Source organism: Providencia sp. PROV109 (genome assembly GCF_033681625.1).
GTDB lineage: Bacteria > Pseudomonadota > Gammaproteobacteria > Enterobacterales > Enterobacteriaceae > Providencia > Providencia hangzhouensis.
Genome location: NZ_CP096321.1, coordinates 25,969 through 43,053, shown reverse-complemented (window position 1 = coordinate 43,053; position 17,085 = coordinate 25,969). Strand labels below are relative to the sequence as shown.

Here is a 17,085-nt window from a genome sequence, read left to right as displayed (position 1 = left end):
TCTGAGAAGACAAGGGCCACCTGTACGTGTAGTGGCCCTTTTGGGGCATAATCTAAAATGCCCGTGCAAATTCGTTAGGGTCTGCTCAATTGTTACAGCAATCATTCCATCGCCAGATGGTGTAAATAGGGTCTTGCCCAATTGCCGGTATAGTTCGCGCCAGACCCCACGTAAGAGTGGATTCGCCAATTACGTGAGATGAGTTTGTCTCTGGAACCGGATGCAATAGCGTGAATTTGTACTGCGTTTTGGGTAGTGTTGGGCTAATAACGCCTCTACACATAGCCTCAGAACCCATTGTCTTCCACGCTAACCCCCGGCGATGCAAAGCAGCCAGAACCCTTGTGCTAAGAAGACTGCTATCGCGGATAACACCTTTTCCACCATTCTGGTTGCCACTAAATGGATACAGGGTGCCCCATGAACCAGCACACCAGAAAAGCTGTTTTAAAGGTTTTCCAGCGGTTGATGAGACAGCATCAGCAGTACACGCAGCCGCCGCAATTGGGTTTGCTACTGCCGCCGCCTCTGGATTGGTAAAAAAAGCGAGCTCATCATTGTTCCAGGTCGGGTCGAGCTCCGACATGTACATGATGTCGAGATCCATATACCCATCAGCATTACAGGTCTGCTTAATAAATAAATCGAGCATCACCAACAGAGGAAACGCATAGTAGTGATAGTGCATAAAAGAACCATCACCACCATCCATGTCTCCCATGCCATGATGCCCTTGGTTAGTCCTATCAAACGGGAACCTGACACCATTCAAGACTGATGAGCAGCCAGGCACTCTCTGAAATTCAACGAGCCGTGCTGGCTCCCACATAGAAGTGGTGACTCCAGGCCGAGGGACCCCTAGATTATCCTCGCACATACACAGAGGGTTGCTTACGGCTTCACTCGGGAATGATCCGCCTCCACCACTTATAGGAACCCCTGCTACTTTGATAGGGAAAATACAGCTCCAGCAGATGTCAGTAATCAGTTTTCCGCCGATCACTTCCGCATTCTGGCACCCAGGGTCAGCCGATACCGAACCAACCCAAAAGACCGCGCTAACGGCCATGATCCGTAGAATTTTTTGCATCATGGTAAGGCCTTTACGTAATTCAAATTTTTCTCCATGACAGCAGGCTTCCCGTGATAGAAACCTTGTTGCCATGACAGTCCAAGTAATTTGGCGCTCTCCCCCAATGGGAAGCTCTCCACCTGCTCAGCAATGAGCTGTATGCCTTTTCGGCGGCAGTGGAGGATGGCCGGGTAGTCTTCAAGCGACCGCAGTCTTCTCGCGTCAAACTTGCAATAGTGCCAGTCATAACGGCTCAGGCGATCCAGAGAAGAGTTTTTGTCTCCATAGTCATCCAGCGCCAGCTCAACCCCTATTTCGGTCAGAGCCTCCCATCTCGATGCGAGAGAGGCGTCCTGAATGCCCTCTGTAATCTCGATGACAAGCCGTGATGAGTGATTTTTAGCAATGTCGCGGACAACCCTACACCACGCCTTGAAGATGACGTCTGATTGCAAAGTTTGTTCGGAGACATTCAGAAAGAGAGCCGGGTACAGATCCAAGCAATAATGAAGGTTGTCCTGAATGAACCGTGCCATCTCCATATCCACCAGTCCCCAATAAGGAGGAGATGACAGAGAGGATGGTGTAAGAACCCGGCCTTCGTCGTACCAACGAGCCAGTACCTCAGCAGCGACAAACGAACCTGTGCCGACGTCTTTAATTGGTTGGAAAGCCGGGGCAAAAATCATTCACCGCCCTCCTCAGCAAGTTCGCGGACAACAAACTTCTTGCCTCTGGCAGTAATGACGCTCGGTGTGTGCTCCAGCTCGAACCGGGTAATCAGATCTGGCGTCAGCAGATATACCGGCGCGTCAAAGTTGTCGGTGACACTCTTGTAGGAATCCCAGCCTTTGTCTTTGTCGAACTCTGTGGCGATATAGGTGATCCGTTGTACGCCAGGCTCCAGCTTGATTTCAGGCAGCTTCTTGGCGAGTAGTTCCATTTGCTTTTTGTCCAGCGGGTCGAAAACTACGACCGCTTGGGTAAATGGCCGCGTTCCAGGCTTGCAAACTTCCTTCGGATCGCACAATGGGTTGATCACGTCACCCGCGTGAGCGAACACAGTGCCATCCGGAGTGCTGATGTCACTGGTGATCATGACGCTAGGGTCAATTTCTCGTGTTCGAGATTTTGGCGCTCTTGGCAGCTCATTGAAATTCTGCTTGGTCCAGAAGCGCTCTATAGCCTGTTTCTTCTTCTCTTCCCAGTCGATATTGGCAAGGCGTTTCTTGGCAACATCAATAAGGTCTGGCTCACTGATTTTCTCCACCGGCCCCTTAACGCCGAGATCGCCTTTTTCTCCGTTATCCACTTCCCGAGCCAACCATACCGGGTCGGACAACCCGGAGACCTGGGCGACGACGTTTGGTTGTTCGCCAGGCAGCGGCTCATCCTCCAGCATCACAATCGTGGGAACGGCTGTGATGTTGTACGTTTTGAACAACGTAGGGTTGATGATGATGTTCGGCACTGGGTCTTTTTTGGCCGCGAGCGCCTGAATAGCTTTAACTCCCTGCCCCAAGTTCATTCCTTCCGGGATGCCACGGAACACAATTACAGAATCAGGCTGGCCTGACACCGCCGTTAGGACGTCATCTAACCCCTGTTCGCCAAGAGACAACGAGGCGAAAACCAGTATCCGATGGTCAGAGTAGATACCCTTTTCAGCCTGTTTCCGGTGCATCTCCTTGAGCGTTGGGTTAGTAGTTTGGAGCTGCTTGAAAAATGCCTTGGCTTCGGCCTGAGCCTCGTCCATGTGTTGGTTTTGCAACAGAGATGGCATTTCCATCTTCTGGGCCTTTTGGGCAATTTGCTTTCCTTGCTCAATAAGCGCCTTATCCTGCTCTGTGAGCGGAGACTCTTGAGCGTATGCCCCGCCAGCCACAGAGAACATCAACGCCACCAGAACGCTCTTAGAACAGGGGATATGCGCGGCCAATGATCTGATCATTTTTCACAGTCCCCCAGTAACGTGAGTCGAAGCTGAATGGGCTTTTGCCCATAAACCAGTAGTTGTTCTCTTTCAGCGTGGTCTTGCCGTAAAAGTGGCTCTCTGGCAGATGTAGTTTCCCTGCGAGCTGGAGCCCCTCTCCGACGACATCACCATTGACGGTGATCTTCCACTTATCGTTGATCTCGACTTTATCCCCCGGCATACCGGTGAGGATTTTGACCATGCGAGTCCCGTCCTTGTAGAAAGGCTGCATGTTCTTGGCTTGGAAGGCGTAAACCGCTCCCCTCTCCAGAGTTTGGTCGTTCAGATCAATGAGGAAGAAGGTGTAACCCGGCAGGCACTTCTCCTGTTGTGGATCAATGCCAATACGGTAGCGGCTGGCAAAGGCCGCACCAGCAGCCCAAAGAACCACTAGTGTCACACCTGCCTTAACCCCGAAGCGCTTCCAGGATTCCTTTTTGACGAAATACTTCTTGAGTGGAAAATTCATTTCAGCACCTCATCAGGGAGGTACACGTCACTTGGAGCCCCGACGACAGCACTTGCGTCAAGGACCAAATAACCTGCGTCTTTCAACTTCAAAATTGCGTCATTGGTCTTGACCATCAGCCTTTCAACTTCCTCCTGAGAGGCACCAGCGGGATACGCCGACGCCACTTTAGCGAAGTCAACCACGACCACTGGCGGGGTTTGATTCAAACGCTGATGGATGCTTGCCGTTTGTTCGCTCATCACGTAGTAGCTACCGCCGAAGCCACCAGCGGCACCGAGAATGGCGGCGATTGCGATTGATTTAATGTCCATTACTGTCTCCCTGGTTATGCAGCCTGCCGACGGCTTCGCATTACGGCCTTGATTGCCTCAGGTATGCTCATGCCTTGTTTCACAAACTGGTCGATGGCGTTAACGTCCACCGGATCGGTCGAATAAAGTAGCTTCTGGAAGTCGCCCACTATCAAGCGACCGACGCCCATACCGCTCTTCGATTTGATAAAGATTTCTGAGTACACGCCTTGGATGGTGTGTACCGTTTTGAGGGTGTGGAACCCGCCCTCTGAAAGGGTCAGACGACCGCTACGTTTAACAGATTCCACGGTTTCTTCGGTTTGGCCGAGCAAGTACATGCTGGCCGAGTTCTCCGCGATGGCGCGGCCCACTGCGTTCTCATAGAGGTCGTTGATGGACTGCGTTGCAATGACAACGGAGCCACCGTACTTACGGAATTTGCGGTAGGCATGTTCCATGAAGACCGAGACCTCGCCCTCTTTGAGCAGGTCCCAGGCCTCATCCACGATGACGACTTTCTTGCGGTTACGTTCACCCAGGAATACTTCTTGCTGGATCTGGTAAATAAGCTGGAGTAGTACAACCTGACGCAAGTGCTTACGCCCTTGCAGTTCATCGAGCTCCAGTACAGTGAACTGGTTCTGGAAGCTGACGTTGTTCTTGCGAGAGAAGTATTTCCCGTAGCTGCCCTGCGACGTAAAGGCGTAGAGCTGCTGACCAATATCCTTGAGGCGCTGGTCATTTTCTTCTTCCAGGCAGCGCTCAGCGATGTCGTCAACCTTCATCTCTTTACCTTTCTCTTCCCACAGGCGAGAAAGGACCTGTTTCAACGCAGAGATTTGCCATTCATCCAGCAAGCCCTTAGCCGAAGCCATCGCACAAACGAGGCTGACTATCGCGTCTTCTTCGTCCTCGTAGTTCTGTATGAGCTCAAACGGGTTGAGGCAGACGTGCGTTCCTTCTTCAAAGTGAACGAAGTCGCCATTGAGCATTTCCGACAACTTCTGGTAGGACTTACCGGCATCAATAACCCAGACCTGAGCCCCCTCGGACAAGTAGGAAAAAATCAGTTCGTTGGTAAGGAACGATTTACCCGAGCCGGATTCGGCTGCGATCACCAGGTTCTTGTTGGTATTACTGTCGTGAAGAGACAGACTCATGAGCTGGCCGTTGCGGGAAATCAGCGCTGCATGATAGGTCCCGGTCCCCTTCCATTCCCCAAACACCGGCAGGACCACAGCAGCCTGCTCGGTTGTCATGGTCTTGTAGCGGAATAGGTCTCGCACTGCATCCCGGTCGGTACAGAATGGCAGGCAGTTGAGGAACATCGGCAGAGCAACGAACTTGTCCTCCATCAGCTCGAACCGAGATTCACGCCAGATGTTTCGTGCGGCCATCGCCGCCGCTTCAACACGTTCTTTGGTTGGAGCAAATAAAACCACCGAGTAGGTGATCTTGACTGGCTTAGCCCCCTCTTTCATGGACTCATAGAGAGTGTCGAAGCTCTCCTTCTTGTCCGCCAGCACCGGCACGAATTTGAGCATCGGCCCGTAGGCTTGGTTTACAGTGAACTGGCGTTTGCGCTCCAGAGTGTTTTTCGTGCTTTCTGCCTCAGGGAAAAAAACATTGGTCACGACCATGTAGTTTTCTTTGATGCTGGAATTGCCGCCGCTGAGATCCCCGGCATAGGTCAACGCATCACCAAAGTAGAAAACGTCAGGCAGCTTTTTCGCTGACATGACTTTCGCGTGGTAGTCACCCAGCCTGATGCCATTCTTGCTGACTTCCACGTCGGTGCCGTAATCGAAGATTTGCTCGCAGATGGGCTTATCCATCTCCCAATCCACAGAGTCATGTCGCCATGAAGCATCTGGCCCCCAATTCAGGATGGTGCTCATGATCCGGATGTAGTTCACCGCCGTCATTGTGCGAGGACGCAGACCAACGGTTTGAAGCGATGATTCGACCTTCGTGCGAAGCTGTGCGAGCTGCTGGAGTTCGCTTTCAGTCGGGTTATTGTTCTTGATGGGGACTTTGCACGTAACGAACAGCTTGAGGTCTTGGATCAAGCCATTGTCGTAGATACCTTTGTTGGTCTTGGCAAATATGCGATCTGTCGTGTGGTGCTGGAGGAAGTTAATCCGTTCCTTGATAACAGATGTCAGCAGCTCGTGACGGAAGCCATCACGCAAACCCATCATCCGGTACATCTCCTGATTGATGTCCGGGGAGCGGAACAGGACAAACTGGAGCGTAGTCTTCGACGGGAACTCCTGATTCAGGAAACCGTTCATTCGCTCCTGAACTTTTTCATCGGCACCACACAGGGGCTCACACATGAAACCAAAGCCTGCACTGTGATCATCCATAAGGAAGACATGATCGTCTTCGTCATAGGCCAGGACAGGAATAATCCCGGCAGCTCGCAAGTGCTCCGGGATCAACGTTTCTTCGAGTTTCTTTTTGATGGTTACGATCATTCAGCACTCTCCAACCATGATTTCAGGTTCTTCGGACGTCCTTTGCTGACACGACCATCCGGAGCAACAACGAACGGAACGCCCTCAATCCCAATGAAATGAGCTGTCAGCAGCGTTTGGTCGTATTGGCCGGGGTCGCAGGTTTCTTTTGAAGGAAGGGAACCCAGGGTGTTGTTCATCAGCGCATCAAGCGCGTGGGTTTTGTCTTTCGCGCAGTACAAGTTTTTTGCCAGGCGGTTGGACTCAGCACCCAGAGCTGGAATCACGATAAATTTAAAGGTGTAATCATCCACCAGCGATTTGGCATCACCCATGAGCTGATGGCAAACCGCGCACCTAGGATCAACAAAGACCACCACCTCTTTGTCACCACGCCCCATCGACACAGTGTTCAGCGTGTCCACATCCATGCCCATGCTCTTGAAGTGGATACGCTCCGCTACATCCCTCATTTGGGACATCGTGTTGAGGGGCTTCTTGCTCCACAGGTCGTAGATTTGTCCTGAAATAACAAATCGTCCGTTTTCAGAGAGGAACATGATCTGCCCATCACTTTGGACGGCTCGAACCCCTTTGATGGGTAGCTCTACAATGTCCTCTATCTTCGCCGCTCTGGGATCGGTGATTTCCAATTTCGATGACGCATGAGCCGTGCCGGTAATAATCCCGAACACCATCAGCGCCCCAAGTAATTTTGTCCGCATGTCTATCCCCTAAGATTGGATTACTGGATGCTGGGCAGTGTATCCGGGGGATGGAAATAGACTCGCCTCTGTAATAGCCCAATTTGGACAATTCCAGCGCGATACAAAAAAAAGCCCGGTCTGAACCGGGCTTTGAGAGGAATGAACCTTAGTTCATGGTAACAGCTTCGGATTTGCCCCCAGAGTCATCGACCCCAACCAGAGAGATGGTCGGCATCGTTTCATAGGTGCCCTTGCTGATAGTCACTCGATCAGAGCTGATGCTCTGCAACTCACCGGCAATGGTCCATTCGTAGGACTTCATGCGGCCATCGGTATCTTCGCAGTTCGCATAGACGATCCACGACCCAACGGTCTCTCGTGAGCTCAGGCTACATGCAGGCAACTTGTTCTCTGCAACATTGATGTTCACCTCGCCCTCAGCTTCATGCCCCATTTCTGAGGTTATTTTCAGCTTGATGCTGTGCTCACCAGCGCCCAGAGTTGCTCTGCCGTAGTAACCACTGCTTTCCAACGGTGTACCATCTACCGAATAAACACGAGTCGAAATACGGTCGCGTGGGTGGCCGCCAGAAATGTACGGTCGCAACAGCACATCCAGAGGCTCACGCTCGTATTTGTTCGAGCCAGAGTATTGCAGGTCAATGGCATAGGGCGCTGCCTGGCCGATCTTGAGCGGTTGCTCGATCACGGTCTCATGGCCGCGAGCATCACGGACAGTGACCTTGATGTTGTAATCACCCGGCTCATTGATCACAAAGGACCGGACAATATCCTGCCGCTGATCCTGAATCACAGCGCCTTCCGGCAACTCCCACTCGTAGGTCGGCTCTTCCAGCTTGCCGTTGAAGGCAATTGGCCGCACTGACGCGGTGATCGTCGCAGGAGCCACGTCTGCGTTCTTCCTAACCTGCATTCCGAAGCTCGGCCATACATACTGCCAAACGCGGGAGCGTAGGCTATGCGAAGCCTCTGCACCCTGATCTCGGTATCCTTCGATCCAGGTGGTGTACTTCGTTTCTACAGTAGCCTGATTGAGGTCAGTGTCAGAGGGTTCGTACTCAGCAGTATCACCCTGCACAATCGAGCCATCAGGCAGCGTGAAGAACCCGTTCAGCTTCACGTCCATCCCACGGTAAGGCAGGCTGGTTTCGGCTTTGAACACATACTTCTTACCGGTCTCAATAACTCGCGGCCCTGTCACGTAAGGACGAGGTGCCTTCACTGCTCGGAAGTCAACCGCCGTTTTCGCAACTTCATAGGCATAGCCGTCATCAGCCGGTGCCGTGGCAGAGCGCACACGAGCCCACAGGCGGTATCGGGTTTCTTCATCGCTCGAAAGCGTGATGCTATCCCCTGTCTGCGCGTAGGTTTTGCCACCGTCAGTAGACCACTCAACAATGGCATTGCCACCGGAGATTGGCTCATCGTTCAACGTCAGGTTCGCTGTGTACTTGCCTTCACTTCCGACAAACAACGTGGTCGGGCCGATAACAGCAATATCAGGTTTGTCGTAAGCGACAACACTGACCGCTTCGGTGTACTTTTCCGCACCTGAGTTGACGTTCACCACCTTGGCCCGAACCTGGTACTCCCCCTTGTCGAAGGTCTTCACAAGCTGATACTTGTATCGATCTTCTGGGATGAACTGCTCCCAGGTTTTACCGTCGTCCTTACTGGTTTCCCACACAACCTGGCCGGTAGCCCGGAGATCCTGACGGTCGTCCAAAGATAGCTTGAACACAGCAGTGAACGGAGCTTCACCAGACAACTTGCGAGCCTCCACGCCAGCACCGATGGCACCACCGCGAAGCACTGTCAAGAAGGCAGGTCTGATAGACAACTCTGTGCGGTTGTAACCCTCAACAGGGCTTTCCAGAACAGCCTCAGCAGCGATACGGACGGAGGAAGTATCCACACCAGACAGGTCTACTGAGAACTGAGCTTCACCGTTCGATGCTTCCGCATAATCAGTGAGCGCAACCGTCTCGTTGTAGGCCTTTTGCTGGATCAGGCGTACTTTCCACACCCCCATCGTGTTAGCGTCATAGTCACCATCAGGTTTGTACTGATCACGGATGAGAACCCTAACCGGCAATGCCTGGGTGTCAATCGCGGTATCACCTTTAACTTCAACGATAGGACGGATACTGTCAGAAGGTGCAGAGATAGCCCGGTAGACAACCTCAGTCTTCACATCAGGCACCTTGTTGTAGGCCGCGTTCACCTTGTAGGTGGTCTCCTCCCACAACGCTCGCTCATCGGTATTGATGCGGCGATACACCTTATTGGTGGCACCCCATCCCGGAGTGAAGGTCTCAGACTCAAGAACATCCGAGTTGCGCGATATGGCAATATCCAGATCAGCTCGTTCAGAGTTGATAATGGCATCACCCAGGTAGTTACCTGTCATCGGCACCAAGTAGATGTTGTCTTTGAAGTTGTAGTCGGAGGCTAGTTCAACGGTCGGAGCTGGTGGGTCAACCGCTTCGACATTGAAAGTCTCGTCGTTCAACGTCACCCTAGTGCCGTTACGGGTGAAAATACTTACCCGCCACCCCAGTGGATGAACGCCGTTGGAGGCCAATGAACCAGAGAGCGAAGGTGATTCCGATAACGGGTCTTGGACCAATCCATCGGGGATCTGCTGCCACTCGAACAGACAGGCACGGCTTGCACTACCAACAGCCTTGTTCGCGGCCTCTTTTTTCGCACGGTCTGCGCTGAGGGTTATAGAACAGTCTGGCCCCTTGCTCTGCTTGAAGTTCACATCAAAATCTTCAATGACGCGATTCACCTGAGCAATGTCATCAATCGGGGTGTAGCCAACAGAGCCATAGGCAGTAGTTACCGTCAGGTTCTGAGAGCCAGACCCAACTTTTACCTTGGAACCGTCACCACTGAACAGGTACAGGCTGTATTCGACAGGTTGTTCACCAATGCTCACAGCCTGCCCCACCAGCCCAGCAACTTTCATCCCGTTGTTGTCCTGCGTAGTTTGTTCAGCCTCATCTGGAGTTCTGTCCCACTGGAGCAAACACACCGGGTCACGAATTGGGTCTGCGGCCATAGCCACATCCTCTTTCGTGGTGAACCGGCAAGGCACACCCGACTCTGGCAGGGCATAGATTTTCACTGGGTCAATGACCTGGCGAATTGTCCATGATTCAGCAGAGAGCTTAGCCGTCCCTTTCCAGGTATTGATGTCCACAACCAAGATGGGTGAGTTCGGCGCGGAGGTCATGACAAGAAGGCTGGAAGAGCCGACCACATCAGGAACAGCAGGTTTAACCGGAATGCTCAAACGACCACCTGACGCACCGAAATCATGTTGGCTCATGATCCCCATTGTCTGGCCTGGCTCGATACGCACCCCATTAACCACCAGCGGTACTTTCGCATCAGAACGTAGGGTCGCAAACACGTCGTATGAACCTGTCACGACAGCACCATCACTGAGCGTCAGCGGCTTGGTTTCGATGATCCGTTTGCCATCTGCATGAACAAATTCATGAGTGACAGCGGGGACCATGACCTTGCCATCCATCCCATCCGCCAGCATTACCTGACGAGGTTTGTACTCGAAGCCAACAGCCTTTTGAACCGCATTGCCTTGTGCATCCTCACCGGAAACAGTCAGCGTGTAAGATTCCCCTTCCTTCAAAGAAGGGAACATTACCGGGTACTCAAGGCGGAATCGACCTTTCGACTCCTCACGCCAAGACAACTGCACCTTGTCATTGGCAGGCCCCCCTACAAGGGCAATAGAGGTCAATTTAGGTGAAGGGTCGATAGCATCAGCCAAGGTAATAACAACATCATCTAGAGTCTGGATAGCTGCTCCATCTGCCACACTGAGTGTCATGGTTGGTGGCGTTCTATCAGACGTTATCTGGAACATTGGTTGTCGCGTTAAAGGCCCGTGCATCTCCTCTGCTGCGGCAACAAGACTGTATTGCCCCTCAGGGAGAGTTTTAAGATCCCACTGGTAAGTGTAGTTCTCCCAGTTGTTGGCTATTAACCCACCAGTTGGAGACAGCTTGTTGCCTTTGCTATCTTCAATCCATGCACTTCGCAGACGCAGCCTATCAAAGTAAGCGCCTCGTCCTGGCTGGTTAACGAATAAGGTAAATACCTTGCTATTTTGATCGAACTGCTGACTTAGCTGAGGGTAGTGCTGATCGTTCCAGTTAACCTCTGCCCAAAGAGGATTCGAGCGAAGAGATTTATCCGGATTGAAAACTGTCGCATTATCGTGGACGTACCCTGTTGTGCCTTTAGCCATTGTGAAGCTATTTGCAATCACGCAGCTATCTTGACCAACAGGAATTTCACAGCTTCCCCTGTGAACGGCAGTTTGAACGTAAGGCCTTGGTTCAACTTTGACACGGATACTACTAACAGTGACAGGAAGAACAGAATTGTTCACCCAGTAGCGGTAAAAACTAGACCATCCTATATCACTGTAATTGTAGTCCACACCCAAAAGTCTGGGACTTTTAGGCGCTGATGGAGAGAGTGTGAGGTTATAAGCAATACCGCCTCCCCCCCACTGGCCGAAGTTCACCCAACGCCAATAATTGCCGTCGGTATTGCCATAAGGTGCGGTTGTGACGAGATAAACATAGCTGGCATCTTCTCCTACCTTGGACATCTCTCCCAAGGCATTGGTCATATTTATCCCACCTTCTCTATACTCATGCCAGTTATCACGCGGAACACGCCAAGCTAACTTGATTGGGTTAGTTTTAACTGTCATGCCCTCAGTGTAAGCAACAAATCCGGTTAATCCAGGGCCTAAGTTGTTTGTACTTGAAGGGTCATAAACACCAAAAGGTGCAGACGGAGCATTGGTTATGCTATCAAACATCACTTTTTGACGAGGTGAAAGATAGCTATTTCCAGCGCTATCGCTTATCTCAAACTGAAGTGTAAACACTTCATCCAAGTCAGAGGCTGGGAAAAAGCCAGATTGGAAAGACTGTCTAGCTTGTCCGTTAGCGTCATCGTAGTTCACGGATACATCTTTGTAGAGTGAACCGTCTTGACGATACAGCTTTGCTTTGACGCCTTTGATGGGTGACTCATCAGAGATTCCTGACAGCAAAAAGGCATTATCCTCAGAGCCACCTAGACCCAGTTTCCAAACATCACCGCTAGTAACCTGCCCATAGTTACTATAAACCGGGGCAAGCGAAGAGTAGGTTGGCGGCGTCACATCGACAGTAAGAGGGTATTCATCCGTCTGTACTGTAGAACCATCAGAGGCAAGAATTTCCGCCCTGATAGTGTATGCCCCACCAACTGGAGCTGGTAGTTGAAGTTCCGCACCATAGTAGGATTTTCCACCCACTGTGATGCGATCAGTAGCCCCAAGAAGGTGGCTGGTCGCTGTCGAAACCACTGTTCCATCCGACCGAAGCACCGAAATCTTTACCTTTCGGTCGATACCGGCACTCAAGGCAAACGAGATATTGCCCGTTGGGTTGGCATAGTTGGCATTCGGAGTCAGAGACCGTTGCGTACCATCTGGAGCCTTAAAGGTGTATTCCAGCAGCTCTGCATGAGCAGCACCAGCGGTAAGAACCGCCAGAGCCCCAAGCATCGCCGGAATTTTAGGCTTGAAATTGATCATCGCATTCTCCATTCGTTTTGAGTTACAAGAACCCAATGCTGGAGGTTACGGGAGGGAGTGCATAAACATGGGCTGTGGAAGTGCCCTTTTTGAGCAAATAAGGAAATCCTGAATTGTGTGGGAGAGTGTGTTCAGCGTGGTGTGCTTGGTCAAGACCGAATGGGCTACGGATTGAGAGGGCACGATGGGTGCATGCTGTCTGTCTGCTGATTGCAGTAAAATTAGTGGGATGACGCCACAACTCATAAAAAAAGGTTTAATTGGCGGACTGGAGTGCGTCTCGCTAATAAAACTGTATAAATCCGCGATCACCAGATGCGGTTTCCATTGCAAAATATGCTCTTTTGCTAACAGGAGATTATTGATTCCTGATACCAGAAATGAGGAGCTGAACCTGCCAGAATGATTAAGCAAGGCCTCTATCCCTGTGCGGGTAAAGTGGCACCGGTCAATCACTAAAATTTTAAGCATAAACGTTTCGCATTCAGAAGAGGGGCAATCGACTTTCTGGTTTCAGAAAGCCCTTCATCATAGAGAACTCCGATGAGTGCCAAATGCGGGAACTACGCCGCTAATTATGCTTAATTCTTGCTTTTAGCAGGCGGTGAATAAAAAGGTTGAAATTCATTTTCTTCCGGGCAAAAATGCCATTTCACACATTAGCTTTGCAGGACGACCTGCAAACGCTTCTTTCACCGGGGACGGCCCCATTGTTCTGGAGCCTGATATGTCCTGGATCGTTTTATTAATTGCAGGTTTGCTCGAAGTTGTCTGGGCGATTGGCCTGAAATACACCCACGGTTTTACGCGTCTTACGCCAAGCATTATCACTATTGCGGCGATGATCGTCAGTATCGCCATGCTCTCTTGGGCAATGCGCACGTTGCCTGTAGGAACCGCTTATGCGGTCTGGACCGGTATTGGCGCTGTTGGGGCGGCCATTACAGGGATTTTGCTGCTGGGTGAGTCTGCCAGCCCGGCACGTTTGCTGAGCCTTGGGCTGATCGTTGCTGGCATTATTGGTCTGAAGCTGAGCACTCACTAAGCGCCAGGCTGTTTCACCCAAATCAGTTTATTCACTTCAAACCCTTCCCGGGTCGCGATGGCTAACATTTGCTGTTTCATTTCATCTGAAATAGTAGGGGTCCGTGAAAGGATCCACAGGTAGTCGCGATCCGGACCACAAACCAGCGCGTGACGATATTCCCGGTCGAGTGCAATTACGTTATACCCGCCATAGAAGGGGCCGAAAAAAGAAACCTTAAGCGCGGCTCTGCTTGGGTCGCCGGTGAAATAGGCTTTCCCTTCCGTTTTCTGCCACATCTCCCTGTCAGGGTTATAGCCCTTGTTAATAACGTTGATGCCGCCGTCGTCGCGCAAGCTGTATGTTGCGGTCACTTTATCCAATCCGCGCTCGAAACGATGGTCGAAGCGCGCAATTTCATACCAGGTTCCCAGATAGCGTTTGGCATCAAAGTTATTTACCACGGTAACGCCTTTCGGCGGTGTCGGGGAGCTACACGCGACAACCAGGAATGCAGCCGTAACTGCAGCAACGACGGGCAAAATGCGCATGGGATTTTCCTTGCTGTATTTTTGTTAAGTGTAAATGACAACAGGAAAAAAAGAGAAAGAAAGGAGGCCCAATATCCTGGGCCTCATCGTCAGTTATTGCAGCTTTTCAAGAATGCGCCAGGCCGCCTCGACACGGACAGGGTTAGGATAGCTTTTGTTTGCCAGCATCACGATGCCAAGGTTTTTTTCTGGAACGAAGGCTACGTAGCTGCCAAATCCACCAGTGGAGCCCGTTTTATGCACCCATGAGGCTTTCACTGCGGGGGCGGGCGGGTTTACCTCAACGGCGGGAAGCGCTGCCAATGCCACTTTGCTGTCGCTGCCGTTGATGATCGAATCAGCTTTCAGCGGCCAGTTCAGCATCTCCCAGCCTAATCCCTGGTACATATCGCCAATACGCCAGTAGCGAGACTGCGCAAGCGCAATGCCCTGCTGGAGCGTTTTCTCCTGAACGTGGCTGGCATCCATGTTGGCCTGAACCCAGCGGGCCATATCAATAACGCTGGATTTCACGCCATAGGCTTCGGCGTCAAGTTGTCCCGGAGAAACGTGTACGGGCTTCCCTTCGCGATAGCCCAAGGCATAATCTTTTTGTTCGTTCTGCGGAACCGTAATCCAGGTATGCGCCAGTTTTAATGGTTGCAGGACGCGTCTGGTCATTGCCTCTTCGTAACTCATTCCTGAGGGTTTCACCGCCAGCGCGCCAAACAGACCAATGCTGGAGTTAGCGTAAAGTCGCTTAGCGCCCGGAGTCCATTGCGGCTGCCAGTTTTGATAAAAATGCAGTAATGCGGCTTTATCCCTAACGTCATCGGGGATCTGCAGCGGTAGGCCGCCTGCCGTATAGGTGGCTAAGTGCAGCAGGCGGATACCCTGCCACTGTTTGCCTGTCAGTTCTGGCCAGTATTTCGTGACCGGATCGCTGAGCTTAATTTCGCCGCGGGCGATAGCATCGCCGCCCAACACGCCGTTAAACGTCTTACTAACCGATCCTAGCTCAAACAGCGTTTGCTGCGTGACTGGGTGGTTATTGGCGATATCGGCTTTACCCCAGGTGAAATAATAGGGTTTTCCCTGGTAGATAACGGCAACGGCCATACCCGGAATAGCCTGCTCCTGCATCAACGGGGTGATGGTGCGATTAACGATATCGGCAATCTGTTGTTCTGTTTTTGCGGCAGCAAATGTGGAGAAAGAGGCTGTCAGCAGCAGAGCGCAGCATAACGATTTTTTCATCATGAAATCAGTTCCGTAATTAAAAGCAAAAAGGTGTCCGGGCCCGTCAGACGCAATCAGTGTGTTTGATTTGCACCGTGTTGACAAACGGTTAAATTTAGCAGCAGATATAAGTTTTTCCTAAATTCCACGTGTGTTTTTTATTAGCTTCAAAAATCACTATTTCACGAAGAATTTAGACTGCTTCTCACACATTGTAACATTATTTACAACCACCTTTCAATCATTTTTGATAAATCATTGATTTCATCTTTGCTGCAATGATACTTAATAAACTCTGCAAGTTATCCACAGAGCAACACTCAATTTTATTGATGATATTCTTATTATACCAGACATTTTTCATACACTCCCTTGTACGGATAGTTTTCCGACAACTTCATGATTACATATCTTGCGGTTTTGATTATTTTTGCTGCAAGAAATACATACTTCAAACGAAAGGTCTTTATTTGCTGTCTGTATTCTGAAGAGTCCAAGGAATCAAACTTGAACAACAAAAATAGGTTATATGAAAGCATCATCATTTGAAACACGGCTTCATTCGCCCAAAATGACTTTAGCAAGAGATGACCCACCGCCATGTCGTATTTGGCTTCTTTGATATAGTTTTCAGCATTACCACGCTTTTCATAGTATATAACTACTTTTTCAGAAAGCAAGGTAGTATTTGTTACAAAGAAAAAGTAGTCGTATTCGGAACCTTCTAAAAGTGATAATTGTGCTCTTTCTTTTTCTGGTTTCAGTACGCGAGATACGACAAATCTTCTGTCTTTTTCCCATTTAACTAATTTTGTATACAGTTCTGTAGTTTCTCTACCTTCTTCTCCTTTAACGAATACAATTGATGAATTCGTTGCTTGTGAGGTGAGTGTAGAATAACTTTTGGCTTTAATTAAATATTTGCATCCAAGAGATTCTATCGTTTCGATAATTTTTTCATCAAAGTAGCCACTATCCATTCGAAATAAAATTTCTAAATCGTCTGATTTGATGTTAGCAACAATTTCTTTGATCATTTCCGCAGCACCGTTTGCAGTGTAAGTATTGCCACTTCTTACAAATCCGGTAACATATGCTTTTAATTCGTCGCAAAATGCAAATTGGATATTGTAGCATCGGTTTCCCAGTTTCTTAGGATTATATCCTTTTGACGCACCTTCTTGATGACCTTCTACGTTAATTACACTACTATCAATATCAATCGTAATGGATGTCAATTTACTTTTAGTGAGCAGTTTTTTAAAGACTTTAAAATTAATGTCTCTAAACATTTGGGTTGTCTTGAAGTTGAAGTTTCCTAGAAACCGTGACACTGTTTCAGGTTCTTTTACGGAAATATCAAACTCGTTGACGAGGGGATCATTTTGAAGTAGCTTTAGACGTTCTAACTTATCAATGCCAATGAAGTGACCGCAGAGCATGGTCTTTATATGATTCATCTTGATTTTATTTGTTGAGTCATTATCAAATACGAGGTCATTTTCAATAAAATCAAAAATCCCATTGCTTTTTGCATTCTCAAGGAGCAGAAAAAGACCTGCATTTGATGTTAGATTCTTAGCTTTGAAATCAATTTTATTAATCATAATTAGAACCCCTTTTTACTACTTTTCTTACTATTATTTTACCATATATCGAGT

The 17,085-nt window shown here is 49.9% G+C and carries 12 protein-coding genes and 1 pseudogene; 1 reads left to right on the top strand and 12 read right to left on the bottom strand.

Annotation, left to right across the window (positions count from 1 at the left end; genetic code table 11):
- Positions 1–85: 85 nt before the first annotated feature.
- The 9 genes and pseudogenes from M1F25_RS21805 to M1F25_RS21765 all read right to left on the bottom strand — a co-directional run.
- Complete coding sequence (locus tag M1F25_RS21805) at positions 86–1,093, bottom strand: TraU family protein (protein WP_000983282.1); 1,008 nt, start codon at positions 1,091–1,093, stop codon at positions 86–88.
- Complete coding sequence (locus M1F25_RS21800; RefSeq protein ID WP_000575345.1) at positions 1,090–1,761, bottom strand: EAL domain-containing protein; 672 nt, start codon at positions 1,759–1,761, stop codon at positions 1,090–1,092. Before M1F25_RS21800 ends, M1F25_RS21805 begins: the two co-directional genes overlap by 4 nt.
- The gene (locus tag M1F25_RS21795) at positions 1,758–3,023 is read right to left on the bottom strand and encodes a TrbC family F-type conjugative pilus assembly protein (RefSeq protein ID WP_001447719.1); all 1,266 of its coding nucleotides are present in this window, start codon (positions 3,021–3,023) and stop codon (positions 1,758–1,760) included. The genes M1F25_RS21800 and M1F25_RS21795 overlap by 4 nt, the downstream gene beginning before the upstream one ends.
- Complete coding sequence (locus tag M1F25_RS21790; protein WP_001010740.1) at positions 2,986–3,516, bottom strand: S26 family signal peptidase; 531 nt, start codon at positions 3,514–3,516, stop codon at positions 2,986–2,988. Before M1F25_RS21790 ends, M1F25_RS21795 begins: the two co-directional genes overlap by 38 nt.
- A complete protein-coding gene (locus M1F25_RS21785; RefSeq protein ID WP_000351984.1) occupies positions 3,513–3,830 on the bottom strand; it encodes a hypothetical protein in 318 nt (105 codons plus the stop codon). The genes M1F25_RS21790 and M1F25_RS21785 overlap by 4 nt, the downstream gene beginning before the upstream one ends.
- 14 nt (positions 3,831–3,844) lie before the next feature.
- A complete protein-coding gene (gene traC / locus M1F25_RS21780) occupies positions 3,845–6,292 on the bottom strand; it encodes a type IV secretion system protein TraC (protein WP_000637384.1) in 2,448 nt (815 codons plus the stop codon).
- Positions 6,289–6,996 carry a DsbC family protein gene (locus M1F25_RS21775; protein WP_001259346.1) on the bottom strand — a complete coding sequence of 236 codons (708 nt, stop codon included), beginning with the start codon at positions 6,994–6,996 and terminating at the stop codon, positions 6,289–6,291. The genes traC and M1F25_RS21775 overlap by 4 nt, the downstream gene beginning before the upstream one ends.
- Positions 6,997–7,144: 148 nt before the next feature.
- Positions 7,145–12,631, bottom strand: a complete 5,487-nt coding sequence (locus tag M1F25_RS21770; protein ID WP_000606835.1) for an Ig-like domain-containing protein — start codon at positions 12,629–12,631, stop codon at positions 7,145–7,147.
- A 99-nt stretch (positions 12,632–12,730) separates the two neighbouring features.
- Positions 12,731–13,102, bottom strand: a pseudogene (locus M1F25_RS21765) (LuxR family transcriptional regulator); the annotation flags it as partial.
- A 256-nt stretch (positions 13,103–13,358) separates the two neighbouring features.
- On the opposite strand from M1F25_RS21765, the gene sugE reads away from it, so the two are divergent.
- The gene (gene sugE, locus M1F25_RS21760; protein ID WP_000118520.1) at positions 13,359–13,676 is read left to right on the top strand and encodes a quaternary ammonium compound efflux SMR transporter SugE; all 318 of its coding nucleotides are present in this window, start codon (positions 13,359–13,361) and stop codon (positions 13,674–13,676) included.
- On the opposite strand, the gene M1F25_RS21755 is transcribed toward sugE, so the two are convergent.
- The 3 genes from M1F25_RS21755 to M1F25_RS21745 all read right to left on the bottom strand — a co-directional run bounded on the left by M1F25_RS21755 (position 13,673) and on the right by M1F25_RS21745 (position 17,031).
- Complete coding sequence (locus M1F25_RS21755; protein ID WP_001221666.1) at positions 13,673–14,206, bottom strand: lipocalin family protein; 534 nt, start codon at positions 14,204–14,206, stop codon at positions 13,673–13,675. The two genes, sugE and M1F25_RS21755, sit on opposite strands and share 4 nt — an antisense overlap.
- Before the next feature lie 93 nt (positions 14,207–14,299).
- Entirely contained in the window at positions 14,300–15,445 is a 1,146-nt protein-coding gene (locus M1F25_RS21750; RefSeq protein WP_015058212.1) for a class C beta-lactamase CMY-6, read from the bottom strand.
- 323 nt (positions 15,446–15,768) lie between these two features.
- Positions 15,769–17,031 (bottom strand): IS1380-like element ISEcp1 family transposase, encoded by a 1,263-nt coding sequence (locus tag M1F25_RS21745; RefSeq protein WP_000608644.1) that lies wholly within the window; start codon positions 17,029–17,031, stop codon positions 15,769–15,771.
- Positions 17,032–17,085 lie beyond the last annotated feature (54 nt).